This is a genomic window from Brevibacillus sp. TJ4 (assembly GCF_044627595.2).
Lineage (GTDB): Bacteria > Bacillota > Bacilli > Brevibacillales > Brevibacillaceae > Brevibacillus.
In genome coordinates this window covers 768,911-794,684 of the sequence record NZ_CP185865.1, presented here as the reverse complement: position 1 = coordinate 794,684, position 25,774 = coordinate 768,911, and the positions used below count along the sequence as shown (strand labels likewise).

Sequence of the window (25,774 nt, the reverse complement as noted above, 5' to 3'; positions counted from 1 at the left end):
TTTCAGATACCTCCCTGGTAGATTTTTTTGCTGAGATAGCGCTCGCTGCTGTCCGCAAACAGAACGACGATGTTGCTGCCTGGTGCCGCTTGTTTCGCTTCCCGCAAAGCAGCTGCCATCGCTGCGCCTGCAGAGCTGCCGACCAGCATGCCTTCCTTGGCAGCCAGTTCCTTGACCAGATCGAACGCCTCGACATCCAGAATCGTATGGATCGCGTCAAAATAGCTCGTATCCATAAATGGCGGCAAGAACTCCATGCCGATTCCTTCTGTTTTGTGCGGACCGGATTTGCCGCCATTCAAAATCGAACCCTCCGGCTCGACGATCACCGTCTTGATCGCCGGGTTTTTCTCTTTCAGATAGCGTGCTACCCCCATGAATGTACCGCCGGAACCCGCTCCCGCGACAAATACGTCCACCTGTCCGTCCATCTGCTCCCAGATTTCCGGTCCGGTCGTTTTGTAGTGAGCGTCCGGGTTGGCTGGATTGGCAAACTGCTGCGGCACGAACGAGCCGGGGATGGAGGCTGCCAGCTCCTGCGCTTTGGCGATCGCTCCCTTGATCCCGTCTTCGGTCGGAGTGTTGACGACCTCGGCTCCGAGCGCACGCATCAGCTCTTGCTTCTCCTCCGAGAACTTGGCAGGTACACAGAAAATGACTCGGTACCCTGTTCCCACAGCGGCCAATGCCACTCCGATCCCGGTGTTGCCTGCGGTCGGCTCGATGATCGTGCCGCCTGGCGCAAGCTGCCCGCTTGCTTCGGCTGCGCGGATCAACTCCATGCCCAGCCTGTCCTTGACGCTGCCACCCGGATTGAAATACTCCAGCTTGGCAAAAAGGCGCACGCCATCGGGCAGCGCAAACTGCGTAATCTCCACGATTGGCGTATTGCCGATCAGTTCCTTGATATTGCGGTATACATTCACGTCAGTCTGACTCCTTATCATGTATTTTCTCCATCATTATAGCATGTGAACTGAACAAAAAGGGGATACAGGGTTGCACTTCCACAACGTCTATCGCTGAAAAGTGCAGACAGGGTATGTTAGCCATGGATTTCTCCCCGTTCCCTGTTTATAATAGAGAGGAAGCTGGGAAAGGAGTGAAGTAGCATGGAAATGATGGATCAAGTCCAGGAAGTTCTCGATAAATTGCGTCCATACCTGCAACGTGACGGCGGTGACGTACAACTCGTCGACGTTGAAGAAGGCGTTGTCAAACTTCGCCTGATGGGGGCTTGCGGCAGTTGCCCTTCGTCCACCATCACTCTGAAAGCAGGGATTGAGCGTGCATTGATCGAAGAAATCCCTGGCATCAAGGAAGTACAACAAGTATTCTAATCGAGGAACACCGTCTAAAAAGCAGCTACAGCGGCCAAGCGTAGCTGCTTTTTTCTTGCATCGCGGCTTCCTGCTGTCACGTCGTTTGTTCGCCCATGGCGTCTTCGAGAAAAGCGCGTACCCTGCTCACGTACTTCTCCGGTTCTTTGGCGTAGCTGCGCACATGCCCGGCTCCCGGGACGAGCCAGAGCGACGAGCCGGGAGCGCGCGCCAGTTCGTACAGTCGCTGGCTGTTTTCATGCGGCACAGTCGTATCATGTGTCCCATGAATGAGCAGGATCGGTTTGTCCGCCTGCTGCACCGCCAGATACGGCTTCACGTCTCGCGGATTCGCTCCCAGAAACAGCGGACACAGCGTCAGAATCAGCCAGTTAAAAGGAAAACGCGGCAGGCCCGTCCACTTCGGCAAGTTTTCGCCCAGGTATTCCGGAAGCGAGTAAAACGGCGAGTCCGCCACAATCGCCTCGACCCGCTCATCTGCTGCCCCGGCGAGCAGGGACGTAGCTGCCCCCATGGAAAAGCCGACCAGCCCTACAGCATGATCGGGCTGAACGCTATGTACGTAATCGATCGCACCGCGCAGATCATCCTGCTCTTTGAGACCGATCGTCGTCATCGCCTGATCCGACTCCCCGGCATTGCGGAAGTCGAACATAAGGACATCGTATCCGGCTTCCACCAGCTTTGACGCCAGCGACAAGGCGGGAAGATGCGGCTCCAGGCGGTTCTGGCTGTATCCGTGGGCAAATACGAGCGTCTGCTTGCGCGAGCGAAATCCGTTGGCAGCAGCCGAAATGTACCAGCCGGCCAAAGAGAGCCTTGCTTCTCTGCTGGGAAATCGTACGTCATCGACATGAGCCAATCCATATTCGGCGGGGTCCATATCTACCGGTTTGCGCACGGGGTGGGTCAGTTTCCAGGTCACATGCAGGGCAAGTCCCGCTGCAGCCAAAAGAGCAAGCAGCAGCAATCCGCCAACAATCAACACGAACGTACTCATAACGCTGTCAACGGTTCCCCCCCGGCCAGCACGGAAGCGATATTCGCGGCCGCCAGCCGGGCCATCTCGGTGCGTGCCTGGATCGTCGCGCTGCCGATATGCGGCAAGGCAACGACATTGGGCAGTTGCAGCAAGGGGTGGTTCGGCGAGACGGGTTCCTCCTGAAACACGTCCAGTCCCGCTGCCCAGATTTGCTTTTCCGCCAATGCCCGATACAGCGCTTGTTCATCGACGGTCCCGCCGCGTGATACGTTGACAAATACGCTCGTCTGCTTCATCCGGGCAAACTCCCGCTCTCCCATCAACAACCTCGTCTCTGCCGTCAACGGCGTAAGCAGGACGACGTGATCGGACTCGCGCAAAAGCGTATCGAGCTCGACCCAGACCGCTCCCGTCTGCTCTTCCGCTTCCTGCTTGCGGCTGCGGTTGTGGTAGAGAATATTCATCGCAAAGCCTTTTGCGCGCATTGCGACAGCTTCCCCGATCCTGCCCATGCCGATTATCCCCAGTGTCGTCTGATAGACGCTCTGCCCCGCCAGCAATGTCGGACTCCAGGACGTCCATTTGCCTTCCAGTACAAAGCGGTTTGCTTCCGGTATCCTGCGCGCTGCTGCCAGCAGCAAGGCAAAAGCGAGGTCTGCCGTCGCCTCTGTCAGTACGTCGGGTGTATTGGTGACGATAATTCCCCGCTTTTTGCAGGCACTCACATCAATATTGTCGTAACCCACTGCCATATTGGCGACCATTCGCAACTGTTTGGCCCGCGCCAGCACTTCTTCGTCCACTTTTTCCGTCAGCATGCTCAAGATCGCTGTTGCTTCCTCTGCTTTTGCCAGAAATACGTCTCTTGGCATGGGTCGATCTTCTTCCCATACCTCCACTTCGGCTGTCTGTTGCAGCAGGTCGACCGCTTCACTCGCGATCTTCCTCGTGATCAGAACTTTCGGCTTTTTCATCTTCGTACCTCCACAACCAGTCGATTTGTGGAAGAGTGGCCCCGTACTGCTGTGCTACCACCTGTGGATACCGCCGGAGTGCCGCTTCCATTTGCAACAGATCATTATCCAAAAACGCTTGCCACGACGGCCCATCCACTTCGTGCCGCTCCTCGTCCGGCAACTGCTGGTACGATTCGACCAGTCTGAGAAAACGGCCCGGAAAAAGCATCAGGGCGTAAATGACGGCGTACTCCGCCTCCAAAATCGGCGACACGCTGTTGTAGCCGTCCAAAAACCGGATCGCAGCCTCGTCCTGCCAGCCATTGCGTTTGCTCTCGGCCTTGAGCCATTGTCCGATGTCTCTGGCCCGCATATCGAACACCCAGTTGTATTCGCCGCCGACAAGTCGCGCATTTTGTTCATTCCAACGAATATATCCCGCGTCAAAATTTTGGTACGCCACTTTGCCGAAGCCGGACGTCTGCTTGACGACCTTGTCGTACTCGCATGCCTGCAAATACTGGATCGCTGTCTCTCCAAGCTGATGGACATACGTATAACTGGTAAGCAAGTATTCGTCGAGTGAGGTAAGTTCCGCCTCCCCCTCATCCAGCTCATCCCGATACGTATTGTATTCGCGCAGCCTGCGTCCCCACATGCTGGGCCAGTTGCCCAGTGAGCTGTGGGCAAACTGTACCTTGTCCCTGGCAAGGGAAGTAGTGGCCTGGTGAAAATGGGCAAGCGATTCCCCGCAGGCAAAATACGGGTCCTGCAGATTCGCTTCCCGCACTCCCCTGTACACGTAATACAGTTGTCCTTCCAGAATAACATGGGGATGACCCGTCCTGTTTTGCACCAGCTTCAGCAAGCCAAGTTCAGGCTGTTGGCTCAGATGCTGCCGGATCCGCTCCACCATTTTGCTTTTGTACTTGTAATTGGCCGGAGCCGTGTAGAGATAAAACAGTCCCTGGTCCGTCTCCAGCACCTTGCCCGCTCCCGTATCCCGCTGGCCGTGTATGGCAAATCCGTATTCCTCCTCCAGAAACGCTTTCTCTTCCATTGATTCCAACCTCCCTGCACACCTTCTCTTGGCGCATTGTATGATCGTTGCGCAGGATAGGTGCCTATCAAAAATGGAAGGACATGGGGAAGATCGCGTCTATTCCTCTCACCCTACATTATACCAAACACCCGATTCCTTCGGTCAAAAGGAACGCATCAGATCGCCCGGACGCAAAAGAAAAAGCCCGCCATCAGTCGACGGAGGCCAGATTATTTGGCATAATGCGTGCGAAGGGCATCGGGTACATCGGCCAATGATGCCAGCGTGAGAAAGGCGCTTGTGGACGGCTCGGCAATGTCGACCATGTTGTAATGCCAGTCGTTTTGTGCCGGAATGTAGATGGCGTTTATGCCCAATTCCAGGGCGGGAGCGATGTCCGTGCGCAGCGAATTGCCGATCATCCACGTTTTGTTGCGGTCAAACTTCATGTTTTCTACGATCACCCGCAATGCTTGCGTGTTTTTATGCTTGCTGATGAACACTCTGTTTTCAAAGTACGTCGCCAGATGCAACTGCGTAATTTTCTTTTTCTGGATCTTCTCTTCTCCCCCTGTGTGCAAAAGCAGGGTATGTCCTTCTTTTTTCAGCCTTTCCAATGTGTCGTACGTATGCGGATACGGCTCAAATTCCTGTTCGTACACGCTCAGTGCCAGCTTTGTCAGCTCCACGATTTCCAGCGTCTTTTTCTCTCGCCCGGTCTGCTGGGAGAAAAATTCGTACGTCTCCACAAAGGAGCGGATAAAGTGCTCCGAGGTCAACCCGAATTGATCGACATACTCCAGGTCGATGGCCATCTGCTTGTTGCTGATCTGCTCCCGGGTGACGCCGTATGTCTGGAACCAGTCGACCATCGTGTGCAAATACTCATCCAACACCATATCGAAGTATTTATTGCAATGCGATAGCGTATCGTCCAAATCGAACAGTATGTTCAGCTTTTCCACGAGAACTTCCTCTCTTGCTAGTGAATTTAGAGTGCACCTGTTATCCTCCCCAAATCGAATTGCACACATTGATCGTCTCATCTGTATCCATAAATTACATGGGCACAAAAAAACCCCTCAACCGAGGAGTTTGACCCGATCCCGCCATTCCAGCAAATCGCGGGCGATATACGTCGGTTTGACCGGGGAGCTGGCTGCTTCGTCTGCCGTGGAAAAGCCGGTCAAAACCAAGAGGCTGTCCAGTCCGCTTTTTGCCCCCGCTTCGATGTCTGTATGCAGGTTGTCGCCGACGATGATCGTCTCTTCACCGGACACGCCGAGCTTTTGCAGGGCATAGCGAACGATGATCGGCTCCGGTTTTCCGACCACGACAGGAGCTTTTCCGGATGCGACCGAGACTGCTGCGACCAATGATCCGTTGCCGGGGTACAGCCCTTTGTTCGTGGGTACGGCGGCATCGCCATTCGTCGCGATCAGGACAGCCCCGTTGCGGACGGCACGAGCTGCCACAGCGAGCTTTTCATATGTAAACGAACGATCAATCCCGACCACGACGTACTGCGGCTCGTCCTCACTGATCGTAAACCCGGCCTCAAGCAGCGCTTCCCGCAATCCGTGCTCGCCGATCATGTACACCTTGCTGCCCTCCCCGGCCTGCTCGCGCAAATACTGGGCTGTCGCCATGGCAGAGGTGTAGACTTCGTCCGCCTTCGCATCCACTCCCATCTTTTGCAGCCGCTCTGCTACCTGTTGGGGAGTGACCGAGGCGTTGTTTGTGAGGTAGAGGTATGGGATTTGCTGCTGCTTCAAAGCAGAGAGAAATTCCACGACACCCGGGATGATTTCGTTGCCGCGGTAAATCGTCCCGTCGAGGTCGAGCAAGTATCCTTTGTAGCGGTTCCTATCCATGTCTCGCGTCTCCTTTATGTACCGAAAGTAACTTCCGTGCGTATGAAAAAAGGGTGTCTCTACAAGTAGTGTTTCCGCTTGCAGGACCCCCGCCATCATATTGTGTTTGCGATCACGCTACGCTTCCTTGATTTCGAAAACGCATTTTTCCCCGCCCTTGGCCATGCAAGAACTCTGCTCTACTTTGGCTCCAAGCACGCGGCGAAACAGGGACAGTTCACAGTTGCACGCCTGGTTGTACTCACGGGCGATCTGTGCAATTGGGCAATTGTACTCCTGGAAAACGTATCCGTCTCCAGTCGATGCCTTTTCCCATTCGACCATGTAGCCTTTCTCGTTTTGCAGTTCGGCAAGTTTGGCGACGCGCTCCTCCAGGTCTCCCTGTACATGCGAGCGATACGTTTCCTCCAGTCGGTTTTCACGACGGCGGAAAAGCATCTCCACTTTGCCGATTCCATCCATATCTTGCAAATCCCGCAGGAAATCGAGTGTCAAATGCGAATAATTGCGCGGAAACAGTTCGTCTGCTTCCTGCGACAAGGAATATACATTAGTCGGGCGTCCCATCGCCTGACGAACCAGCGTAGACTTGATCAAATTGTCCCGCTCCAACGTGTTCAGGTGGCGCCGTACAGCCATTTCTGTAATCCCCAGCTCGACGGCCATGTCGCTGACAGACAGCGAGCCCTTTACCTTGAGCATGTGCAGGATTTGGTCGCGGGTGGACGTTCCTTCATTTGTCATACGTATCACCGCCCTTTCTCTCTATTGTAGCGGATTTCGACACGTTAGTAAACAAATGAAATGGTTTTGTATAAAAAATCCGCAGTTCTGTTCTAAAACAGTTCTTTTTCCAGATAGGCCCGTACAGCCGGATCAAATTGACGGAAGCTGTCCAGCACCTCTGTCACCAACACAAACATGTCTTTTACCGGTACATGGGTATACTCATTGACCAGATGACGGCGGAATTCCGTAGCCTTCGTCAATTGCCGCGCCTGTCCGTCGTCAATGACTTGCTCGTCGCGGAGGATTTCCACAATGTCTGCATAGCTTCCAGGGTCGCGCATAATAAATCCGTCAATCAACAAATTCCCTACGTCGATTACGGCTTCAATCGCCAGGTGAAGGGCCCGCTCCATCGCAGCCACCGCCACTTCATCGGCCAGCACCGCTTCTGCTCCCCGCCCGCTCAACGTCTGCAAGAGGCCGATCGAGCGCTGCATATGCTGCAACACCTGATCGATCCGTTCAGTATTTACATCGTACATGGAATTCTCCTTACTTTTGCTTTTTTCCTTTTCGTTTTGCGTATACGATCGTGATGATAAAGGTCAAAACGAGGACGAGAATAACCAATTCCCCTTCCCGCAGATAGGAATTGCTCACTGCCTTCACCCCTTTTCAACACCAGTATACCAAATTTGTACACGCTGTCACGAATCGCACTCAACTTTATGTTACAATGAATCGTGATCAGCCTTTTGGAAATCCAAGCCTCTTCGGTGTACGATAGGTACATGACGAAGGCTTTTTCCCAAACTTACATGAAAACAGGGGGAGACGTATGACCCAGGAATTGTTTTACTTGTACGATGAGACAGAGGACACAAAGACCCGTTTTGTCAGCTTTACGGGAGAAACGACTCGTTTCGATCTGGCCATCACCCAGACGAACCATTTCTACGGCAAAAAGCTGGTCATCAACATTCAAAATGGCCGCTCTGCCATTATCGGACAGGATGATCTGAAGGAAGAAGGGTATCTGGAATTTGCCTTTAACCTCAGTGAACAAGAAGCGGCAGAGCTGCTCTCGTTTTTGGAGACTGTCATTTAGACGGACGCCTATTTTGAATGGACAAAGCGCCACAAGGGCTTTTATCCCGTATACTGCTACTGCACATCAGATATTGAGAGGAGTGCAGAGCGCACGATGCAACCTTATCAGCCCGACTTTACGTATCAGCAGCAACCAGAGTTTTCCCATGAGCTGGAGTACCAGCAAGTCCCCGAAGACCAGGCTCATCCCGTTTTTTGGCGCGGTAGAAGGCGGAGAAACTTTGATGTGTTTTTTCCCATCATCCTTCCTTTTGGTCCGGGCTACTACCCGTACCCGTATCCGTATCCTTATCCGTACCCATACACGCCTTATCCGTACCCATACGGCTACCCATACGGTTATTAGGTCTGGCGAAAAAAAGCAACAAGCTCCGAAAAAGGGCTTGTTGCTTTTTTGTCTTCTATACGTTATATCGCTTTACGTATCCCGCTTCGGCTGGTTTGGACCGCTCGATACCTTGTCGCGGTCCCGGTTGGGTCTGGACTGCGATGGTGGCCGTTTTTCCTTTCCACCGTCCCTGCCGTTTTTGTCTGGCTTGTCCTTGTTGTATTTGGGCTTGTCTGGACGATCGTTGCGTCCGGGCCCATTTCCCTTGGAACCGTTGGAACGCTGTTCCCGCTCCTGTTTGTTGGGTCGGGGATAGTAACGACGGCGCTCTTTTCGCTCCGCGCCCGCACCTTCTCCTGTTTGCAGCGGCCGCGTCTCCACGATTTCATCCTCGTACTGGGACTGGTCCTGATCCGTGAGCTGGTTTGCCTTTACCTTTTGCAGCACGAAATACGGACAGCCAAAATTACAAAATTCATGCAGGTATTCGTCCAAAGCGGAGATTCGCTGCTCGAACGGTACTTTGCGGTTCGAGTCCGAATAAAACCCCCGCAAACGAAGCTGGCCATATCCCCAATCGCCCACGATGTAATCGTATTTATCGAGAATATCGCTGTACCGCTCCTTGAATGCCTCCGGATTCCAGCCATCGCGATTTTCTTCTATGACTTCATAAGTACCGGCTTGCGTGCGAATCAAATCCGCTTCCTCCTTGCTTTGCTCCGTATTACGACCATCTTACCATATTTCATGCAACAAGAGATAAAATTCCCACGAAAACGGAATCGAGTCGCTGGACATTCTATCGCTTAGGGGGGTGTTCACATTGAGCAAAAAGTGGCTCATTCCAGCAATTGCAGGCTTTGCATTGATGGTTTCCGCTTGTGGCAACAACGCTGCTCCGAATTACACGAGTCCCAACAACACGACCAACACGCAACGAGCAGGCATGGGGTATGGCGCTGATGGGATGAATACGCGAAATTACGGAGTGCAAAATTTCGGTGTTGGCCGAAATGGTGCAGGGTACAATGGTACCGGATTTGACGGAACCAATGGTACGACGTATGGGCAATCCACTGGAAACCGTCAAGGTGCAGGCACATTCGGCGGAATGCGCAATGGATTTGGCTTCCGTCACACGGATGGCGTTCGGGGAGATGGCACCCGCCCATTTGGAACGAATGGCCTGCGTACAGACGGCAATCGCGGTTTTGGTGCAGACGGAATGGCCGGCAATAACGGACGATTTGGCTGGACTGCACCTGGTAACGGCGGATACGGCACTGCCGGTATCGGCCTCGGCCATGACTTCAACATCAATAACAACAACAACGGTGCCCGTCCATACACTGCCTTCCCCGACGGCAGAACAGGCATGGGTACTGCCGGAACTGGCGGCATGACAGGCGGTATGACGGGAACTGGCGGTATGACAGGCGGCATGACGGGAACTAACGGCATGACCGGAACTGGCGGCTTCACTGGTGCAAACGGTACGACAGGCAATACAGGCACCCACTCGATCTACCAAAGCAATACGAACAACAGACGAGGCATGGGAGCAATGCAAACAGGCATGACCCGTTTGGGGTACTCCCAGACGAACAGCAACCAGATCCGTACGAACGGTCTGGATCATGTCTATGTCGATCGTGATGCCCTGGCCCAAGCAGTGAGCAACGTAACAGCCAGCTGCCCTGGCGTAGAACGCTCCACGGTACTGGTTACCGACGAAGAAATCCTGGTCGGTCTGAACACGACAGGTCAGGAAGCAAATACCGCGAAAAAACAGGCGAGACAAAACGCCATGTCGATCGCGCCGCGCTATTACAAAGTGTATGTAACGACGGACCCGAATATCGTGCAGGAGCTGACCACTACCGCGAGTCGCTCCAGCAACGTCTCCTCTGCTGGACACCATGAGATGAATGTCACTCCGCTGATCAAGCGCATGGGTGGCAAAACAGAACGTGAAGAGGCTCGCACGCAACGAACTGCCGGACAGCACGGTAACACTTCTGGCAGGTAACATGCTTGTCGAATAAGGACAAAACCACCCACCTCGGCAACCATTGCCCGGCGGGTGGTTTTTTGCTGTTATCTGGCCTGGGCGATCGTTTCTTTCGCCGCATTCGCCTGTTCGTGGGCGTGATACGAGCTGCGCACCAACGGCCCCGATTCGACATGGCTGAAGCCGCGCTTCATGCCCTCTTCCTTGAGCATTGCAAATTCATCGGGGTGATAGTAGTTCACCACGCCAAGATGCTTTTTCGTCGGCTGCAAATACTGGCCGATCGTCATAATGTTGACATCGACTGCCCGCAGATCGTCCATCGTCTCCAGAATTTCCTCGATGGTTTCCCCTACCCCGATCATCAGGCTCGATTTGGTGGGAATGTCAGGCTGGAGTTCTTTTGCTTTTTTCAGCAGGGCAAGCGTACGGTCGTACTTGGCGCGTGCCCGCACCCGATCGGACAGTCTGCGTACCGCCTCGATGTTGTGGTTCAACACGTCTGGTTTGGCATCCATAACGACCTTCAGGGCATCCCAATTGCCCATAAAATCGGGAATCAGCACTTCGACCGTAGCCAGCGGCAAGCGCTTGCGAATCGCTTTGATCGTCTCCGCGAAAATCTGCGCTCCTCCGTCTGCCAAGTCGTCCCGGGCAACAGAAGTAACTACCACGTGCTTGAGACCCATCTGTTCTGCCGCCTCTGCCACGCGCTCCGGCTCGGCCAGGTCGAGCTCCGTCGGCAACCCTGTCTTGACGGCGCAAAAGCGACAGGCGCGCGTGCATATATCGCCTAAAATCATAAACGTAGCTGTACGGTTGGCCCAGCATTCGTGAATATTGGGACATTTCGCTTCTTCACATACGGTGTGCAGCGTCTTGCTCCGCATCGTTTGTTTCAATTCTCGAAAATTGGCCAATTCGCTGCCTGATACGAGATTGATCTTGAGCCACTCTGGTTTGCGTAGTGTCAATGGGCTCACTCCTCATTTGTCTTCATTTCCCTACATTATAGAGCTTGCCTGGAAGCGGAGCAACCTTTTGACGCACCTCAGCGGCTCATCAACGGCTCAGAACCAGACGATGAAGGGCATGGCGATTTGCGGAGCTGAGCAGCGGCTGCAAATACGCCCCTTCCCGCTGCATGCACGTAAACAAAAATATCTGGTGCTGTTCACTGAGCATCGCAACGTAGTCCAAGGCCTGTTCCAACCGTTGCTGGTCATAGTGGACAAAATGGTCATCGAGAAACAGCGGCAGCGGCTCGGTCTGCTCGCTAAAATGCGTAAACAGGGCAATTCTTTGGGCAAAGTACAACTGGTCCTGCGTTCCGGTCGAAAACTGCTCCTGCTCCAAAACCTGCCTGGTCTTCGGCTCCAGCAGGCGGATGCGGAACCCTTCGCGCGGGTCTAGCCGAATCTGCTGGTAAACGCCACCCGACAGTTGTGTCATCACCTGTGAGGCCGTATCGCTGACAGCCGCCGAGATGTCGCGGTTCCACGTCGCCGCAGCTTCCCGCAGGGTGTCGCCGGCAAGCCGCAGCGCTTCCCGTCTCATCTGCAATTCCCGGACTTCTCGTACAGCCGCATCATATTCGCTCTGCGCCTTCGCCAGCGATACGCCGTCACGTGCCTCAAGCTGCCCCTGGGCACGTGCGATCTGCTCGCGAAGATGCTGCAACTCCTGCTCAGCCTGCTGCAATTCATCCTCACTTGCCTGCAGCTCCTGCTCCCACTGCGGACGCTCTTCGTTCAGACATTCGCGCAGACGCTCTCCCCAATCGCGGAGAATCGCATCCGCTCTCTCCTGACTGCCTGCCTGAACCGCGGATTTGGCAAGTTCGTTGGCGTGGTGTTCCTCTCGCAGCTTCTCGCGCATCTGCAAAAAGGAATCCCAATCTGCTACCCCCCAGACTTGAAACAACTGGGCAAGCTGATCACCGAGACGCTCTGTTTCCCCGTGCCACGTCTCCCATTCAGACAGGCCGCGCTCCTGCGTCCTTGCTCCTGACTGTCTGCGCCTTGCCGCCAGCGCAATCAGCGCAGACAAAACGGCCAGCGCGCAGGCGACTGCTCCGTTTGTCCATTCCGCAAACATAAGGGAGATCGCCCCCATTCCGGCAAACAGACAAGCAATAGCGAAGAACCACGTCGTGTAGCTTTTGCGCGTTCGGGAACGCTGGCTGCGCCTGCCTCCGGTAGCCGCTTGCGAGACGGCAGCCTGTGCCAGTTGGAAATGGGCGTTTTCCCATTCGCGGCGAATCTGCAAACCTCGTTGGTAATCGGCGTTTACCTTCTCCCACTGCGCCTGTGTTTCTTGTTCCCGGTCATGCAGGGCAGGATTGGGTTCTTTCAAGGCATCTGTGAGGGCAGCTTTGCTCCTTTCGTGTAGCGCGCGCTCCGCTTCCGAAGCTGCTGTCTCCATCCACCATGCCCATCCCTGTTCATCCGGAAGGACGTAGCTGCGTCTCCAGCGCTCCTGCCAGGCGGCTTCACGCTGCACAGCCAGTTCCTTTTTGCGCTGCACGCGCATTTTCCGCTGCTCTCCGGCACTTTTTTGCGCTTCCCAGTCGGCAATCTGCCGCGTCAACTGCGCGACCTCCTGCCACATCGACTGCGCCTGCATCAACTCCTGCTCCTTTTGTGCTGCGAGGGAGGCAGCTTTGCCCAAAAGCGTATTTTCGGCCCGCTCCTTCACCCCGATCGCCCCTGCTTCGCGCTCCAGCTCCTCGAGAAGCTGGCGTACAACAGGCGTGGCATCGTCAGCTTCCGCGTCCCCCTTGAGCGCCGGCAGCAGGTGCTCGCTGGCTGACAGTGGTTCCCGCTTGATCCAGGTCACGTCCGTGAACATGGTGCGGGTAAGACCGAGATGGCGTTCGAGAAAATCACGCTCCTTGCGCCGATCCTCGTGGTATACGTCTGTCAGCTCTGTCCAGTCCGGCAGCAAAAAAAGCCGGGTCTGCTCCCGCTCTTTGTGCAAGGTGCGATGCAGCCGATACGTTTTGCCGGCGAGCGTGTATGTAATGATCGTTTCGTATTCGCCCAGGTGCCAGGGCCGGTATTTCTCGTATTCCGGCAGATAGCGCGTCGTCTTCACGTAATCCCGCTTCATCCCGTACAGCGCGGCGAAGATCGCTTGCAGCAGGGTCGACTTCCCTGCTTCGTTGGGAGCTTCGAACAAGTTGATTCCCGGTGCAAAGCGAAACGATGCGTCCTGCCATTTACCAAAGCCTTTTACGTGCAGCTCCTCGATTCTCACCGCATGCTCCCTCCGATCCGCTTCAGCGCTTCTTTTCGCGCCAGACTGGCGATCTGCCGCTCTTCCTCGCTGCCCGCCCGCTGCTCGGCATCCGCCAGCAACGCCAGCCATCTGCCGAACACGCCCCCTTCGGCGATCAGCTTCTGCTCGTCAACATCAGGCCAGCTCTCGTCCCGGAAGCGAATCAGGAAAAAGCGACGGGCAAACCGCTGCTCCAGCACGCCAAGAGCAGGGGTGAAATGTGCGGCACGCTCTCCGCTCAAGGTGACGTACACCATGTTTTCCTCCGGTTCGTTCGCCAGTTCGCGTTCGATTTGCTCGACCACCTGCTCCATCGTATGTGCTCCGGCTATGGAAATCTGCCGTTTGCTGACTTGACGCTGCTGCACCGGCACTGCCTCCAAGTGCAGTTTTCCGGCATCATCCAGTTCTCCGTACAGCACACAGCGCTCGCCCTCTTCTTTTGCGGTCAACGCTTCCGGCGTTCCTGGATAGGCGGCAAAGGGCTGCATTTTTCCTGGATGAAGAAACTGGACAGGCTTGTGGATATGCCCGAGCGCGATGTAGTCCATGCCGGTATCGGCAAGCTGCTGCACCGACACTGGCGCGTACGGATCGTGCTCTTCGGCCTTGGCGCTGGTGACACTGGCGTGCAGTACCATCAGATGATGGGCGTAGCCGGAAAGTTTGCCAGGGAAGCTGTCCAGCGGAGAATCGTATACATGCGGCTGCGGAAAGCCCCAGCCGTAAATGACGCAGCCTTTTTCCGGAAACTCAAACGCCCCCCACTCCGGGGTAAACCAGAAGACGTTGGCTGGCCAGGAAATGCTCTGGTAAAAGGAATCGTCGCGCCACGGATCGTGATTTCCCGGAGCGATGCAGACCGGAACCGGAGCCACGCTGGCAAACAGGTCGCTCAAAAACAGTGCGGTTGCGCGTCTGCCTCCGTGATGCTCCAGCATATCCCCTGCGATCAGCCAAAAGTCTGCCTGACGCTCCAGCACGAGATCGCGGATGTTGCGCATGGTGCGACGCAGATCGTCCTGGCGCAGATCGTACAGTTCCGACAAGTGGTGAAGCGGCGCATCCAAATGAATGTCCGCGCTATGGATAAATTTCAGCAAAGCCTCCAGACCTCCTCAGCGCACGCCAAAAACTACGAACATATTTTCCCTTTTTATCATAATCGAGAAGCTCTCCCTTTGCAAAGCGATTTTGCCGCGTACTTCCAAAATCTATCTGGGATAAACAAATGTCAGGGTCAAACAATACAAAGGAGAAAAACCGGGTGGAGGGAGACCAATGAGAGTTTTCCGCCTCATCATGCAAATTGGTTTGTCTGTGGCGGTTTTGCTTGCGCCAGGATTACCTGCCACTGCCAAGGCTCCGTCCGCCGCACCGGCGAAAGATCCGGTCAAACAAGAGCGTTTGCAGCTGTTTCAGGAACTGGAGGCAACGCACGGGATTCCCTGGACCTATCTGGCTGCCATCGATCAATACGAGCGGGCCATGCAGGTAGGCCGAAAGCAAAAGAGCGATGCGCCTTCCGCACGACTGACCGCTATCGAGATTCCCGCCGATCGTTGGTGCGGTCCCCTAAATCCTGATCAGGACGACACGAATCCGGATTCCATCCGCTTTTTTGAAGGCGTCGGAGTCGATGGCGATGGAGACGGAAAGGCAGAGCGAACCAATGATCGCGACGTGCTGGCCACGCTGATCCACCACTTTTCTTCCTACGGGTACGCCCGTGAAGATTGGCTGATCGGACTGTGGAACTACTACCAGCGAGACCGCGCAGTACGCACCATCGACCAGTTTTCCACGATATACGAAAAGTACCAGCATCTCGATTTGGACGGACGTAGCTTCCCCATCCCGAGCAGATACACATACAGCTACCGCAGCACCTGGGGCTACCCGCGCGGCTGGGGCGGCAGACGAATTCACGAAGGAACAGACATATTCGCCAGTCACGGTACGCCGGTACTGAGCACCGGCTACGGCATCATCGAAGTCATTGGCTGGAACCGCTATGGCGGATGGCGGATCGGCATGCGGGACATGAGCAATGTGTACCACTATTTCGCCCATCTCTCTTCATTCAAAAAAGGCCTGAAGCAAGGAGATATTGTCGAGCCCGGAGAGGTCATCGGCTACGTCGGCAGCTCCGGCTACGGCAAGCCGGGCACTTCCGGAAAGTTTCCGCCCCATCTCCACTACGGGATGTACCGGGAGACAGGCGGGAATGAATGGGCATTTGATCCATATCCGTATCTCATTCGCTGGGAGCGGCAGAGCAGGAAGCGGTGACGGGAAGCACCGCTTCCTCAGCCTGTAGACAAAGTTCCGTAAGGAACAGGGTCTGCAGGCTTTTTTGTTGAATATAGAACATGTTACGTTTTCAAAAGTTATTTTTTAGAGGTGGCATTATGCTTAATAAGCAAGAGGCCGAAGGGCGTTATCAGATATCTGCATTCTCGCTAGATGAGTTGGTGCCAGAAGATCATCTCGTAAGAAAAATTGAAAATGCAATCGACTTTTCGTTCATCTATGACTTGGTGGAAAGCCTCTACTGTCATGACAATGGCAGACCCAGTGTTGACCCTGTAGTCTTAGTTAAAATTGCTTTCATCCAATATATTTTTGGAATTCGTTCCATGCGACAAACGATTAAAGAGATCGAAACCAATGTTGCCTATCGGTGGTTTATTGGCTATGATTTCAGTCAGCCCATTCCCCATTTCACGACCCTAGGCAAGAACTATGTTCGCCGTTTTCGGGATACTCAACTCTTCGAGTCGATCTTCCTTCGAATATTGGAGGAGGCGGTTCATCATGGATTCGTGAAGCCTGATGTGCTTTTCATTGATGCTACGCATGTAAAAGCCAGTGCGAATAAGCATAAATACGTGAAAGAAATCGTTGAAGAACAAGCGAAGAAATATCAAGAGCTGCTGGACGAAGAAATCAATCAGGATCGTATTGCACATGGAAAGAAGCCCCTTGAAAAAAAGACAGAAACTTCGAAGAAGGAGGTGAAAGTCAGCACAACTGACCCGGATTGCGGATTGTTTGTAAAAGGGGAAAAGGAACGTGTATTTGCTTATAGTTTTCATACAGCATGTGATCGAAATGGATTTGTGCTTGGTGCCAAGGTAACGCCAGGCAATGTGCATGACAGTCAGGTTTTTGAGGATGTTTTGAATCAAGTGCGAAAGACGTTTGCACAGCCTCAAGCTGTGGCAGTGGACTCGGGATACAAGACGCCTTACATCAGTAAAACACTCCTTGATGACCAGATTCGCCCCGTTATGCCCTACACAAGACCACGCACCAAAGAAGGTTTTTTTAAAAAGCACGAATATGTGTATGATGAATATTTCGACTGCTACATCTGCCCGAACGAGCAAATCTTAACATATGAGACAACAAACAAGGATGGGTACCGTATCTATCGATCAAATTCTCAAGTTTGCCGAAGTTGTCCGTTCTTGAAACAATGCACGGAAAGTAAAGACTACACAAAGAGAGTGAGTCGCCACATCTGGGCTGATTACCTCGAAGAGGTAGACCACCTCCGGCATACCGAGGAAAACAAACAAATCTATAGCAAACGGAAAGAAACGATTGAACGTGTATTCGCTGATATGAAGGAAAAGCATGGCATGCGTTGGACGACCTTACGAGGACTGGAGAAGGTCACGATGCAGGCGATGCTTGTTTTCGCTGCCATGAACTTGAAAAAAATGGCGACCTGGCTATGGAAATCAGGTCGCCAAAAGGTGAACGATCAAAACACCTTCGGTATTTTCATCAAATTATTAAACAAACTCCCTCTGCTGTTCGTTCAGCGAGGGAGTTTGTCTGCAATCTGGGGAAGCACCGCTTCCTTTCATTTGACAGGCGAAAAGAGCGAAACCTAGAATGGAGGATAAGCACACGACCGATTCCGGGGCAAAAGCCCCGATCCATAGAGGTGATTGCAACATGTCGCTCCTTTCCCTGCACAATCCCGCTACCGGGGAATTCTCCGGCACGCTGCCGGTAGCTACAGACGAGCAAGTCAACGAGACGATGAAACGGGCAAAGGAGGCTTTCCCTGCATGGGCTGCCACTCCCTTGCAGGTCCGGCTCGACTATTTAAGAAGGCTTCGCGAGTTTCTGGTCGAACACGGCGAAGAATGGGCCAGACGCATCAGCAACGATACGGGAAAAGTTCTGTTTGAAGCATACATGACAGAAATATTCGTGACTGTCGATACGATTCGCTTTTACGAAAAGAACGCCAGACGCATGCTCGCTCCGCAAAAGGTGAAGACGCCATTGCTGCTCTGGCCCAAAAAGTCGTACATTCACTACAAGCCAATGGGCGTAGTCGCTGTCATCGCCCCGTGGAACTACCCGTTTCAGCTCGCTGTCATCCCCGTCCTGTCGGCACTTTTGGCAGGCAATACAGTCGTGCTCAAGCCGTCCGAGGTAACCCCGGCGACCGGACTGGCGATCGAGGAACTGTTTCGCGCCGTCTCATTCCCGCCCGATGTCGTTTCCGTCCTGCACGGAGGGGGCAAGGTCGGAGCAGCGCTGGTACAGGCGGATCCTGATAAAATTTTCTTCACCGGATCGGTGCGCACAGGAAAAACGATCATGGCGGCTGCAGCCGAGAAGTTGATTCCGGTCGAACTGGAGCTGGGTGGAAAAGACCCGATGATCGTCTGTGCCGACGCCAATTTGGAGCGCGCTGCCAACGCCGCTGTCTGGGGAGCTTTTACCAATTCCGGCCAGGTGTGCATGTCGGTGGAACGGGTCTACGTCCACGAAACGGTGTACACCCGCTTTGTCCAGCTTGTTACAGAAAAGACGAAAGTGCTGCGGCAAGGCTTTCCCGATCAGGTCGAGATAGGCTCGATGACGTTCCCCAGACAGATCGAGATCGTCCGCGAACACGTCGAGGATGCGATCGCCAACGGTGCGACAGCCGTCACCGGAGGCACTTTCCCCGATGAGGGGATGTTTGTGCCGCCAACCGTGCTGACCGGAGTGACACAGGAGATGAAAATCATGCAGGAGGAGACGTTTGGTCCGGTGCTTCCGATCATGGCCGTATCCGACGAAGAAGAAGCGATCCGGCTTGCCAACAGCTCTCCGTACGGTTTGAACGCATCCGTCTGGTCACAGGACAAGCAAAAGGCGCGACGGATCGCCGAGCGGTTGGAAAGCGGAAACGTCTGTATCAACGACGTGATCATCAGCTTTGCCAACCCGCACCTGCCTTTTGGCGGCGTCAAGCAGAGCGGTATCGGCCGGTACCGCGGGATGGGCAGCCTGCAATCATTTACGCACAGCATCTCGATCATCCATGATCCCGGGGACAAGAAGCGGGAGTTGAACTGGTATCCGTACACGGAGGATCAGCAGACGATGATGAGCGGGATCACCCGGCTTCTGTACGGAGCGAAGCGGACGTGGAACAAAGAGACGCTCGCTGCCATCTGGCGGGAGTTTCGCAGGCGATAAGGACTGTTGCTAAATAAAGAAAAATCCCTTCGGCTCTTGTGCCGAAGGGATGATTTTGATGGCGCTCAGGCAAATTGCCGTGACAAGTTGGCCATTTCGATCGCTGCACTAGCAGCTTCCCAGCCCTTGTTCCCTGCCTTGGTGCCTGCCCGCTCAATCGCCTGCTCGATCGTGTCGGTAGTCAGCACGCCGAAAATGACGGGGATTCCCGTACTCAGGGAAAGGGAAGCCACTCCTTTGGCGCATTCGTTGCAGACGTAGTCAAAATGCGGAGTAGCGCCGCGAATGACCGCCCCCAGCGTCACAACTGCATCGAAACGCCCGGATTCGGCCATTTTTTTGGCAATCAGGGGAATTTCAAACGCCCCCGGCACCCATGCCACCTCAACGTCGTTTTCGTTCACGCCATGCCGCTTCAGGGCGTCCAGTGCTCCTCCTACCAGTTTGCTGACAATCAGTTCGTTGAATCGCCCTGCGACAATCCCGATACGAAGTCCGGTTCCAATCAGATTTCCTTCATGTGTTTTCATTGTGTCTCTCCTCCTGTTTTTTACATGCGTTGCAGCAAATGTCCCAGCTTCTCGCGCTTGGCAGACAAATACCGCCAGTTATGCTGTTGATCCGGCATCTGGATCGGCTCGCGTCCGTCTACCAGCAAGCCATACCCGCTGAGGGCGCGAATCTTCCGCGGATTGTTGGTCAGCAGCCGCATCCGCCGAACACCCAGATCACGCAAAATCTGTGCCCCTATGCCGTATTCCCGCAAGTCGGCAGGGAAGCCCAGCTTTTCGTTCGCCTCCACCGTATCCAGACCTTGCTCCTGAAGCTGGTAGGCGCGCAGTTTGTTGATCAGTCCGATCCCCCGCCCTTCCTGGCGCATGTACAGCAGCACGCCTTTGCCTTCCTGCTCGATTCGCTGCAGTGCATGGTGTAGCTGCGGACCGCAATCACAGCGAAGCGAGCCGAATACATCGCCAGTCAGACACTCGGAATGAACCCGCACCAGCACTGCTTCGTCCGGCGAAATCTCTCCTTTGATCAGCGCGACATGCTCTTTGCCGTCCAACAAATTGGTGTAGGCGGCGATCCGAAAGTCTCCGTATTCGCTCGGCAACTCGACGGTCACTTCTCGATTGACGAGCGACTCCGTCTGAATCCGATGACGAATCAAGTCCGCAATCGTAATCAGCTTCAGATCAAAGCGGCGGGCGATCTCTTCGAGTTGCGGCAGACGCGCCATCGTACCGTCCTCGTCCATGATTTCGCAAATTACGGCTGCGGGTGCGCTCCCCGCCATACGAGCCAGGTCGACAGCAGCTTCCGTATGCCCGGCCCGTTGCAGTACGCCTCCAGGCTTGGCCACCAGCGGAAAGATGTGTCCCGGCCGGCGAAAGTCACTTGCCTGCTTCGTCTCGTCCAACATCGCCAGAACGGTCCGGGAACGCTCCTGGGCGGAAATGCCCGTATGCGTACCGATCTCGTCGACAGATACGGTAAAGGCCGTGCCGTGCTTGTCCGTATTGTTTGCCACCATCGGCTGCAGGTGAAGGCGTTGTGCCGTTTGTAGCGTGATCGGTGCACAGATCAACCCGCGCCCGTAGGTTGCCATGAAATTGATCATCTCCGGCGTCGCCGCTTCCGCCAGGCAGACGAAATCCCCTTCGTTTTCCCGGTCCTCATCATCCACGACGATAACCGTCTTGCCTTGACGCAAATCCTCCAGCGCCTCTTCTATGCGATGAAACATCTCGTTTCCCTCCTCGTCAAACAAATCCGTTTTCCTGCAAAAATGCCAGGCTGAGTCCGTTTTCTGTCTTTCCCTCGTCAGTACGGCGAGCCCCCATCAATCGCTCGATGTACTTGCCGATTACGTCCATTTCCAGGTTGACCCAATCCCCTGCCCGCAGATCCTGCAAGTTCGTCTGGGCCAATGTATGGGGAATGATGGAAACGGCAAAGCTCTGCTCCTCCACATCGACGACGGTCAGACTGATGCCGTCGATGCAGATCGAGCCACGCGGGATCACGTATTTCAATAACTGCGGAGCGGCTTCGATGCGAAACAGCACCGCGTTGGCATGCGGTTGGCGGGAGAGAATCACGCCCGTACCGTCCACATGTCCCGAGACGATATGACCGCCAAACCGATCCCCCAGCCGCATCGCCCGTTCGAGATTGATCCGCTGCCCTGTTCGCAGCCGTCCCAGATTTGTCTTGTTCAATGTCTCTGGCATGACATCCGCGCGAAACTGGCGAGCTGTAAAAGAGGTGACGGTCAAGCAGACTCCGTTGACCGCGATGCTGTCACCTGGCTGGACTCCTTCCAGTACCTTTTCCGCACGGATCACCAGACAACCCGCCTGCTCATTTCCCACGATCGCTTCCAAACGCCCAACTTCCTCAATCAGACCTGTAAACATGTTCCTTCCTCCTCTCCTCTCACATGCCGCTCTCTCCACAACGGGTAACCGACAATGCGAATATCCTGCTCGTCGATTTGCTCAACGCTCGTACCGGTCAAGATCACGGCTTCGTCCATCGTGGCAAAGCCGCTGCCGCCAAACGGGGTAGGAGAGTTTTTTCCGCCGACCAGTTTGAGCGACACATAGCTGATCAGCTTTTGTACGGCTCGCGCTCGCAAAAACGAACCGTTCACCTCCGCGCCTCCCTCCACCAGCAAAGAGGTAATGCCCCGCTCGCCGAGGGCACACAGTACCGCATCCACCGTGATCGGCTCATCCAAAACGATCACCTGCACACCCTGGCTGGCCAACGCCTCGCGCTTTGTCTCGGGCGAACGCGCTGTAGTACAGACCCACGTCTGCGCCTGATCTACTCGTGCTACGCGCGCGGACAGCGGGATGCGCAATCTGCTGTCCAAAATGACCCGCACTGGCTGTTTGCCGTAGGGCTGACCGTCCCTGCGCGCAGTCAATTCGGGGTCATCGGCCAGGACCGTGCCTGCTCCGACCAGTATCGCGTCGTGTTTGCGGCGCAGCTCATGCACCTCTTCGCGTGCTGCTGCTCCGGTGATCCATTTGCTGTGACCGGTCGATGTTGCAATTTTTCCGTCCAGAGTGCTCGCGGTCTTGACTGTGACGAACGGCCGCCTGGTCTGGATAAAATGAAAGAACACTTCATTCAGCCGGACTGCCTCCGCTTCCCGGACACCGACGACGACATCCACTCCGGCCGCCCGCAGCTTGCCCGCACCTCTACCGGAAACTGCCGGATTCGGATCGAGCGTCGCGATTACGACGCGGCGAATACCTGCTGCAATCACCGCATCCGCGCATGGAGGTGTCTTTCCGTGGTGGCTGCATGGCTCCAGCGTCACGTAGAGCGTCGCGCATGCTGCCCGCTCGCCCGCCATGCGCAGGGCGTGAACCTCGGCATGAGGTTCGCCTGCCCGCACATGCGCTCCCATGCCGATCACAAAACCATCCTTGACGACTACCGCCCCGACCAGCGGATTGGGACTCGTCTGTCCCTCTGCCGTTTTCGCCAGTTCGATAGCCATTGCCATATATCGTGCGTCCTCCATGTTCCTCTCCTTTCGCAAACAAAAAGCCCCAAAAACCGCTCCGGGTTTTCAGGGCCATGGGGAAAGAAGCCTTCTTATGCCGTTTTTTTCGACGGCGCACGAAAGCCAAACACATCTTCTCCCATCCGGACTTTACCGTCGGCCCTGGATTTCCACCAAGTCAGTCGCAGCCCAGATAGCTGGTCTGCGAGTCGCGGGCTCAGACGCTCATCGTCATCACCGCCGGTCGGGACTTTCACCCTGCCCTGAAGATCGCCTATGAAATTGATGCCTGTGTTACTTTTCCCTCCTTTGCCAATAAAAAATGCCCTGTGCTTGTGGGCGCGGGGCATAAGAAAGCAGGCCCTTGCATGCCGCTTTTTTCGAAAAAACAGCTTGCAAAGGCTATTCCAAATACCTTCTCCCATCCGGACTTTACCGTCGGCCTTGGATTTCCACCAAGTCAGTCGCAGCCAATAGCTGGTCTGCGAGTCGCGGGCTCAGACGTGCGTTCGTCATTACCGCCGGTCGGGACTTTCACCCTGCCCTGAAGGCTGGTATTCAGTTGCCTACCACTATACCATACTCTGCGTCTCTTTTGTCCTGTTTTTCTTGCCAAAAGTGCAAAGTGGAAAAATACACCCCTGACTCCAGCGCTCAATCCGCCGGCATATTCAACTGGTACTCGGACCTGGCTCGCGGCACGTCCGGCTTGCCGTCCGGATTGTTGTACAGGTATTGCGGCACGTCGCCGATAATCAGCGAATGGGTAATCGGGATTCTCGTCGTCACCGTCTGCTCCTCGGTGGCAAACGGAATGACGATCCGCAAATCGACCTCGACGTAAATATAGACGGTCGCCAGCACCATATTGATCCCCGCTTCATCCAGCTCCGTCTCCAGCCTCGTCTTGACAGAGCCGATCGGTACGAACGTGATCGGCAAATCTGGCCCCATCGACGCCAGAAAGCTGTTTCCCGTAGCCAGCCCAAGCGGCACGGTGCGATCCACCTTCTCCGTCTCAAACTCTTTCAGCCTGTTTTGTACACGCGCTGTCGTCTCCCCGACGATGCGCGCATATTCGCGAAAGTTGAACTGATACGCCTGGATTCGCCCTTCGTTATCCTTCTCGATGATCACGATTTCGTTAAAGTCGACGCCCTGTTGGGAAATCCGCTTCGTCACAGCATCAGTGATCGCTTCCTTGGCCAGTTGCTCCGCTTTTTGCGCTGCGAGTATTTTCAGCGTAGGTTCCAGCCGTTTTTCCAGCAAAACGAGTGATTGAATAATCAACACAAAAAAAATGACCAGCGCAATAAAGAACGCTTTGGTGCGGGAAAGCGGGTTTCTCCAACGCCGACGGGTTCGAAACTTCGCCACGCCCGTCACCTCCCAGTAGTACATTTTATGGCTTGATCCCGGAAAAAAGACTAGCGTTTCCTTGGCCGCAACCGGCTCGGCTCGCTGCGCAGCGCACAGCGGAATCCGCCACCGGACACCTTTTCTCCATACAAAAAAGCCGCCCCGAAAAACGGGACAGCTTCTTCTTGTAAAATATGTAGACAAATAAGTGCCTGCTACAAATTCTCCGTAATATCCGACAATTCGTCGGCCGACTCTGCCACCTGGGCAACCGCGTTGTTCATATCCTCCATGACCCGGAAGAAATTTTCCAGCTCCTGCTGGATGCGACCGCTCTGCTCCCTGCTTTCGGAAACAGCGTTCATAATCCCCTCGAAAAAGGCATTGGTCTCGCTTGTCATCGTCGTGCTGGAATGAACCAGCCCCTGAATCTCTTTGACAACCGATGACAGGACGACTGTCTGCTGGTTCGTTTTTTCAATCAGCTCGCGCACTCCGGAAACCGACCGTTTTGTCTGCTCAGCCAGCTTGCGCACTTCGTCGGCCACCACAGCAAAACCCCGCCCCTGCTCGCCTGCGCGCGCCGCCTCGATCGCCGCGTTCAAAGCCAGCAAGTTCGTTTGCTCGGCAATCTCGGTGACGACATCGACAATACCGCGGATTTTGTCCGCGTTTTCTTCGAGCATGTCCATCTCGCGGGCGATCTGTCCCACGCTTTGCTCGATCAGATTCATCTGCTGCTGCTGGTTCTCGAGCTTTTCCTTTCCTTCGACAGAAAGCTGCTGCGCCTTGCTGGAGAAGTCCGCCCCGTTTTCGGCAAAGCGAAGCACTTCGCGGGACTGCTCGGTCAACTCTTCTACGGAAGAGCTGTTTTCTTCTGCCACAGCGGCCAGCTCGTGAGCGGAATTGGCCAGAACGGCACGCAGCTCGTCCTTTTTCTGCTGCTCGCTCTGACGGACCTGCTCATGCTCCTTCTCGTACTCCTCAAGCACGATTTGCTGCTCAATACTCAAAATCTTGTTGACGGCTTGAATCGCCACCACCAGCTCCTGCTTGTCCGGGATGGACTGGTTCAGCAGCTCGATAATCGAGCGCAGCAGGTTTTGGAAGGCACACATGTACCATTTCGGCTCCAGCCCGATACGCATGTGGATTGCCGCGATCTTGCTTCTCTGCTGGTAATACTCCTCGTCAATCCTGCCGGAAAACATCTCCTGGATATGCCGGTTCAGCGTCAGCTTCAGCCGGTCGATCGAACTGTTGCGGTCAATAATTTGCATCAACAGCTCTTCGGTAGCAATGCTTTCGTAGAAAGCGTCTACAATTTTATCGATATGTTCTACAATGATTGGCTGGATTGCCTTGGCAATCGCCAAATCTTCATCTCGCAACTGGATCATGGCCAACTGCCGCGCCAAGGTAGAATGCTGCGGTACTCGCACCTCTCCCTGCTTTTGCAGGTCAGTGAAGAACAGCCCCCCTTTTGGCTTTGTATTCGATCCAAATAAACGGGAAAACGGACGTTTCGACATGAAGTAGACTCCTTTTATTGATATCGAGACACAGTTTTTTCCATTGCAAGTATCTTCTGAATTATATACCCTTTTTCCGCAGTAAGTAAACAAAAAACAGCGTGATTGCCGCAGAAAGCCGGGATGTGAAAGATACTAAATGAGGCACACTACAAATGAAAAGAGGCGCGAAAAACTTCGGATAGGAGACAAACTGGCAGTCATAGC

General features: G+C 54.6%; 26 protein-coding genes and 2 riboswitches. Of the genes, 7 read left to right on the top strand and 19 right to left on the bottom strand.

What is annotated here, in order from left to right; translation table 11 throughout:
• Window positions 1–2: 2 nt before the first annotated feature.
• Window positions 3–926 (bottom strand): cysteine synthase A, encoded by a 924-nt coding sequence (gene cysK, locus ACAF76_RS03660; protein ID WP_421617472.1) that lies wholly within the window; start codon window positions 924–926, stop codon window positions 3–5.
• A gap of 192 nt (window positions 927–1,118) precedes the next feature.
• Between cysK and ACAF76_RS03655 the strand changes: the two genes are divergently transcribed.
• A complete protein-coding gene (locus tag ACAF76_RS03655) occupies window positions 1,119–1,340 on the top strand; it encodes a NifU family protein (RefSeq protein ID WP_421617890.1) in 222 nt (73 codons plus the stop codon).
• Between the two features lie 76 nt (window positions 1,341–1,416).
• Here the strand turns inward: ACAF76_RS03655 and ACAF76_RS03650 are convergent, their stop codons facing one another.
• The 8 genes from ACAF76_RS03650 to ACAF76_RS03615 all read right to left on the bottom strand — a co-directional run bounded on the left by ACAF76_RS03650 (window position 1,417) and on the right by ACAF76_RS03615 (window position 7,583).
• A complete protein-coding gene (locus tag ACAF76_RS03650) occupies window positions 1,417–2,340 on the bottom strand; it encodes an alpha/beta hydrolase (RefSeq protein ID WP_421617471.1) in 924 nt (307 codons plus the stop codon).
• The gene (locus ACAF76_RS03645) at window positions 2,337–3,296 is read right to left on the bottom strand and encodes a 2-hydroxyacid dehydrogenase (RefSeq protein ID WP_421617470.1); all 960 of its coding nucleotides are present in this window, start codon (window positions 3,294–3,296) and stop codon (window positions 2,337–2,339) included. The genes ACAF76_RS03650 and ACAF76_RS03645 overlap by 4 nt, the downstream gene beginning before the upstream one ends.
• Window positions 3,253–4,338, bottom strand: coding sequence for a hypothetical protein (locus ACAF76_RS03640; protein WP_421617469.1), 1,086 nt, complete (start codon window positions 4,336–4,338; stop codon window positions 3,253–3,255). Before ACAF76_RS03640 ends, ACAF76_RS03645 begins: the two co-directional genes overlap by 44 nt.
• Window positions 4,339–4,550: 212 nt before the next feature.
• A complete protein-coding gene (locus ACAF76_RS03635; protein ID WP_421617468.1) occupies window positions 4,551–5,285 on the bottom strand; it encodes an HAD family hydrolase in 735 nt (244 codons plus the stop codon).
• A gap of 117 nt (window positions 5,286–5,402) precedes the next feature.
• Window positions 5,403–6,194 carry a TIGR01457 family HAD-type hydrolase gene (locus ACAF76_RS03630; RefSeq protein ID WP_421617467.1) on the bottom strand — a complete coding sequence of 264 codons (792 nt, stop codon included), beginning with the start codon at window positions 6,192–6,194 and terminating at the stop codon, window positions 5,403–5,405.
• Window positions 6,195–6,311: 117 nt separating this feature from the next.
• Window positions 6,312–6,938, bottom strand: a complete 627-nt coding sequence (locus ACAF76_RS03625) for a helix-turn-helix transcriptional regulator (RefSeq protein WP_421617466.1) — start codon at window positions 6,936–6,938, stop codon at window positions 6,312–6,314.
• A 92-nt stretch (window positions 6,939–7,030) separates the two neighbouring features.
• On the bottom strand, window positions 7,031–7,465 hold the full coding sequence (gene hepT, locus ACAF76_RS03620) for a type VII toxin-antitoxin system HepT family RNase toxin (protein WP_421617465.1): 435 nt from the start codon (window positions 7,463–7,465) through the stop codon (window positions 7,031–7,033).
• Between the two features lie 10 nt (window positions 7,466–7,475).
• Entirely contained in the window at window positions 7,476–7,583 is a 108-nt protein-coding gene (locus tag ACAF76_RS03615; RefSeq protein ID WP_421617464.1) for an amino acid ABC transporter permease, read from the bottom strand.
• 178 nt (window positions 7,584–7,761) lie between these two features.
• Between ACAF76_RS03615 and ACAF76_RS03610 the strand changes: the two genes are divergently transcribed.
• Window positions 7,762–8,031: a DUF3055 domain-containing protein gene (locus tag ACAF76_RS03610; protein WP_421617463.1), complete on the top strand. Its 270-nt coding sequence runs from the start codon at window positions 7,762–7,764 to the stop codon at window positions 8,029–8,031.
• A gap of 96 nt (window positions 8,032–8,127) precedes the next feature.
• Window positions 8,128–8,379 carry a hypothetical protein gene (locus ACAF76_RS03605; RefSeq protein ID WP_421617462.1) on the top strand — a complete coding sequence of 84 codons (252 nt, stop codon included), beginning with the start codon at window positions 8,128–8,130 and terminating at the stop codon, window positions 8,377–8,379.
• Window positions 8,380–8,451: 72 nt separating this feature from the next.
• Here ACAF76_RS03605 and ACAF76_RS03600 read toward each other — a convergent pair whose 3' ends face one another.
• Complete coding sequence (locus ACAF76_RS03600; protein WP_421617460.1) at window positions 8,452–9,060, bottom strand: YutD family protein; 609 nt, start codon at window positions 9,058–9,060, stop codon at window positions 8,452–8,454.
• Between the two features lie 127 nt (window positions 9,061–9,187).
• Here ACAF76_RS03600 and ACAF76_RS03595 point away from each other — a divergent pair, with 127 nt between their 5' ends.
• Complete coding sequence (locus ACAF76_RS03595) at window positions 9,188–10,393, top strand: YhcN/YlaJ family sporulation lipoprotein (protein ID WP_421617459.1); 1,206 nt, start codon at window positions 9,188–9,190, stop codon at window positions 10,391–10,393.
• A 68-nt stretch (window positions 10,394–10,461) separates the two neighbouring features.
• Here the strand turns inward: ACAF76_RS03595 and lipA are convergent, their stop codons facing one another.
• The 3 genes from lipA to ACAF76_RS03580 form a co-directional block, all read right to left on the bottom strand.
• Window positions 10,462–11,349 carry a lipoyl synthase gene (lipA, locus tag ACAF76_RS03590; protein ID WP_421617458.1) on the bottom strand — a complete coding sequence of 296 codons (888 nt, stop codon included), beginning with the start codon at window positions 11,347–11,349 and terminating at the stop codon, window positions 10,462–10,464.
• An 88-nt stretch (window positions 11,350–11,437) separates the two neighbouring features.
• Window positions 11,438–13,744 (bottom strand): ATP-binding protein, encoded by a 2,307-nt coding sequence (locus ACAF76_RS03585; protein WP_421617457.1) that lies wholly within the window; start codon window positions 13,742–13,744, stop codon window positions 11,438–11,440.
• Window positions 13,630–14,757 (bottom strand): metallophosphoesterase family protein, encoded by a 1,128-nt coding sequence (locus tag ACAF76_RS03580; RefSeq protein WP_421617455.1) that lies wholly within the window; start codon window positions 14,755–14,757, stop codon window positions 13,630–13,632. The genes ACAF76_RS03585 and ACAF76_RS03580 overlap by 115 nt, the downstream gene beginning before the upstream one ends.
• Before the next feature lie 178 nt (window positions 14,758–14,935).
• Between ACAF76_RS03580 and ACAF76_RS03575 the strand changes: the two genes are divergently transcribed.
• The 3 genes from ACAF76_RS03575 (at window position 14,936) to ACAF76_RS03565 (ending at window position 19,150) form a co-directional block, all read left to right on the top strand.
• Window positions 14,936–15,946: a M23 family metallopeptidase gene (locus ACAF76_RS03575; protein ID WP_421617454.1), complete on the top strand. Its 1,011-nt coding sequence runs from the start codon at window positions 14,936–14,938 to the stop codon at window positions 15,944–15,946.
• Between the two features lie 119 nt (window positions 15,947–16,065).
• The gene (locus ACAF76_RS03570) at window positions 16,066–17,559 is read left to right on the top strand and encodes an IS1182 family transposase (RefSeq protein WP_421617453.1); all 1,494 of its coding nucleotides are present in this window, start codon (window positions 16,066–16,068) and stop codon (window positions 17,557–17,559) included.
• 64 nt (window positions 17,560–17,623) lie between these two features.
• Complete coding sequence (locus tag ACAF76_RS03565) at window positions 17,624–19,150, top strand: aldehyde dehydrogenase family protein (protein ID WP_421617452.1); 1,527 nt, start codon at window positions 17,624–17,626, stop codon at window positions 19,148–19,150.
• A 65-nt stretch (window positions 19,151–19,215) separates the two neighbouring features.
• On the opposite strand, the gene ribE is transcribed toward ACAF76_RS03565, so the two are convergent.
• The 6 genes from ribE to ACAF76_RS03535 all read right to left on the bottom strand — a co-directional run bounded on the left by ribE (window position 19,216) and on the right by ACAF76_RS03535 (window position 25,567).
• Entirely contained in the window at window positions 19,216–19,680 is a 465-nt protein-coding gene (gene ribE, locus ACAF76_RS03560) for a 6,7-dimethyl-8-ribityllumazine synthase (protein WP_421617451.1), read from the bottom strand.
• A 20-nt stretch (window positions 19,681–19,700) separates the two neighbouring features.
• Window positions 19,701–20,897: a bifunctional 3,4-dihydroxy-2-butanone-4-phosphate synthase/GTP cyclohydrolase II gene (locus ACAF76_RS03555; protein ID WP_421617450.1), complete on the bottom strand. Its 1,197-nt coding sequence runs from the start codon at window positions 20,895–20,897 to the stop codon at window positions 19,701–19,703.
• A 16-nt stretch (window positions 20,898–20,913) separates the two neighbouring features.
• The gene (locus tag ACAF76_RS03550) at window positions 20,914–21,570 is read right to left on the bottom strand and encodes a riboflavin synthase (protein ID WP_421617449.1); all 657 of its coding nucleotides are present in this window, start codon (window positions 21,568–21,570) and stop codon (window positions 20,914–20,916) included.
• Entirely contained in the window at window positions 21,555–22,694 is a 1,140-nt protein-coding gene (gene ribD, locus ACAF76_RS03545; protein WP_421617448.1) for a bifunctional diaminohydroxyphosphoribosylaminopyrimidine deaminase/5-amino-6-(5-phosphoribosylamino)uracil reductase RibD, read from the bottom strand. Before ribD ends, ACAF76_RS03550 begins: the two co-directional genes overlap by 16 nt.
• Window positions 22,695–22,803: 109 nt before the next feature.
• A riboswitch (FMN riboswitch) is annotated at window positions 22,804–22,951 on the bottom strand.
• Window positions 22,952–23,085: 134 nt separating this feature from the next.
• Window positions 23,086–23,232: riboswitch (FMN riboswitch) on the bottom strand.
• A gap of 98 nt (window positions 23,233–23,330) precedes the next feature.
• Window positions 23,331–24,062, bottom strand: a complete 732-nt coding sequence (gene yunB, locus ACAF76_RS03540) for a sporulation protein YunB (protein ID WP_421617889.1) — start codon at window positions 24,060–24,062, stop codon at window positions 23,331–23,333.
• Window positions 24,063–24,250: 188 nt separating this feature from the next.
• The gene (locus ACAF76_RS03535; protein ID WP_421617446.1) at window positions 24,251–25,567 is read right to left on the bottom strand and encodes a globin-coupled sensor protein; all 1,317 of its coding nucleotides are present in this window, start codon (window positions 25,565–25,567) and stop codon (window positions 24,251–24,253) included.
• Between the last annotated feature and the right edge of the window lie 207 nt (window positions 25,568–25,774).

What these genes read in the sequence shown, in the direction of transcription:
- ACAF76_RS03535 (WP_421617446.1), bottom strand. Translation starts at nt 25,567, where the DNA reads ATGTCGAAACGTCCGTTTTCCCGTTTATTTGGATCGAATACAAAGCCA.
- ACAF76_RS03550 (WP_421617449.1), bottom strand. Translation starts at nt 21,570, where the DNA reads ATGTTTACAGGTCTGATTGAGGAAGTTGGGCGTTTGGAAGCGATCGTG.
- ribD (WP_421617448.1), bottom strand. Translation starts at nt 22,694, where the DNA reads ATGGAGGACGCACGATATATGGCAATGGCTATCGAACTGGCGAAAACG.
- ACAF76_RS03630 (WP_421617467.1), bottom strand. Translation starts at nt 6,194, where the DNA reads ATGGATAGGAACCGCTACAAAGGATACTTGCTCGACCTCGACGGGACG.
- ACAF76_RS03565 (WP_421617452.1), top strand. Translation starts at nt 17,624, where the DNA reads ATGTCGCTCCTTTCCCTGCACAATCCCGCTACCGGGGAATTCTCCGGC.
- hepT (WP_421617465.1), bottom strand. Translation starts at nt 7,465, where the DNA reads ATGTACGATGTAAATACTGAACGGATCGATCAGGTGTTGCAGCATATG.
- ACAF76_RS03585 (WP_421617457.1), bottom strand. Translation starts at nt 13,744, where the DNA reads ATGGCTGGCGTTGCTGGCGGATGCCGAGCAGCGGGCGGGCAGCGAGGA.
- ACAF76_RS03555 (WP_421617450.1), bottom strand. Translation starts at nt 20,897, where the DNA reads ATGTTTCATCGCATAGAAGAGGCGCTGGAGGATTTGCGTCAAGGCAAG.
- ACAF76_RS03575 (WP_421617454.1), top strand. Translation starts at nt 14,936, where the DNA reads ATGAGAGTTTTCCGCCTCATCATGCAAATTGGTTTGTCTGTGGCGGTT.
- ACAF76_RS03605 (WP_421617462.1), top strand. Translation starts at nt 8,128, where the DNA reads ATGCAACCTTATCAGCCCGACTTTACGTATCAGCAGCAACCAGAGTTT.
- ACAF76_RS03640 (WP_421617469.1), bottom strand. Translation starts at nt 4,338, where the DNA reads ATGGAAGAGAAAGCGTTTCTGGAGGAGGAATACGGATTTGCCATACAC.
- ACAF76_RS03650 (WP_421617471.1), bottom strand. Translation starts at nt 2,340, where the DNA reads ATGAGTACGTTCGTGTTGATTGTTGGCGGATTGCTGCTGCTTGCTCTT.
- ACAF76_RS03570 (WP_421617453.1), top strand. Translation starts at nt 16,066, where the DNA reads ATGCTTAATAAGCAAGAGGCCGAAGGGCGTTATCAGATATCTGCATTC.
- ribE (WP_421617451.1), bottom strand. Translation starts at nt 19,680, where the DNA reads ATGAAAACACATGAAGGAAATCTGATTGGAACCGGACTTCGTATCGGG.
- ACAF76_RS03645 (WP_421617470.1), bottom strand. Translation starts at nt 3,296, where the DNA reads ATGAAAAAGCCGAAAGTTCTGATCACGAGGAAGATCGCGAGTGAAGCG.
- ACAF76_RS03610 (WP_421617463.1), top strand. Translation starts at nt 7,762, where the DNA reads ATGACCCAGGAATTGTTTTACTTGTACGATGAGACAGAGGACACAAAG.
- ACAF76_RS03625 (WP_421617466.1), bottom strand. Translation starts at nt 6,938, where the DNA reads ATGACAAATGAAGGAACGTCCACCCGCGACCAAATCCTGCACATGCTC.
- ACAF76_RS03655 (WP_421617890.1), top strand. Translation starts at nt 1,119, where the DNA reads ATGATGGATCAAGTCCAGGAAGTTCTCGATAAATTGCGTCCATACCTG.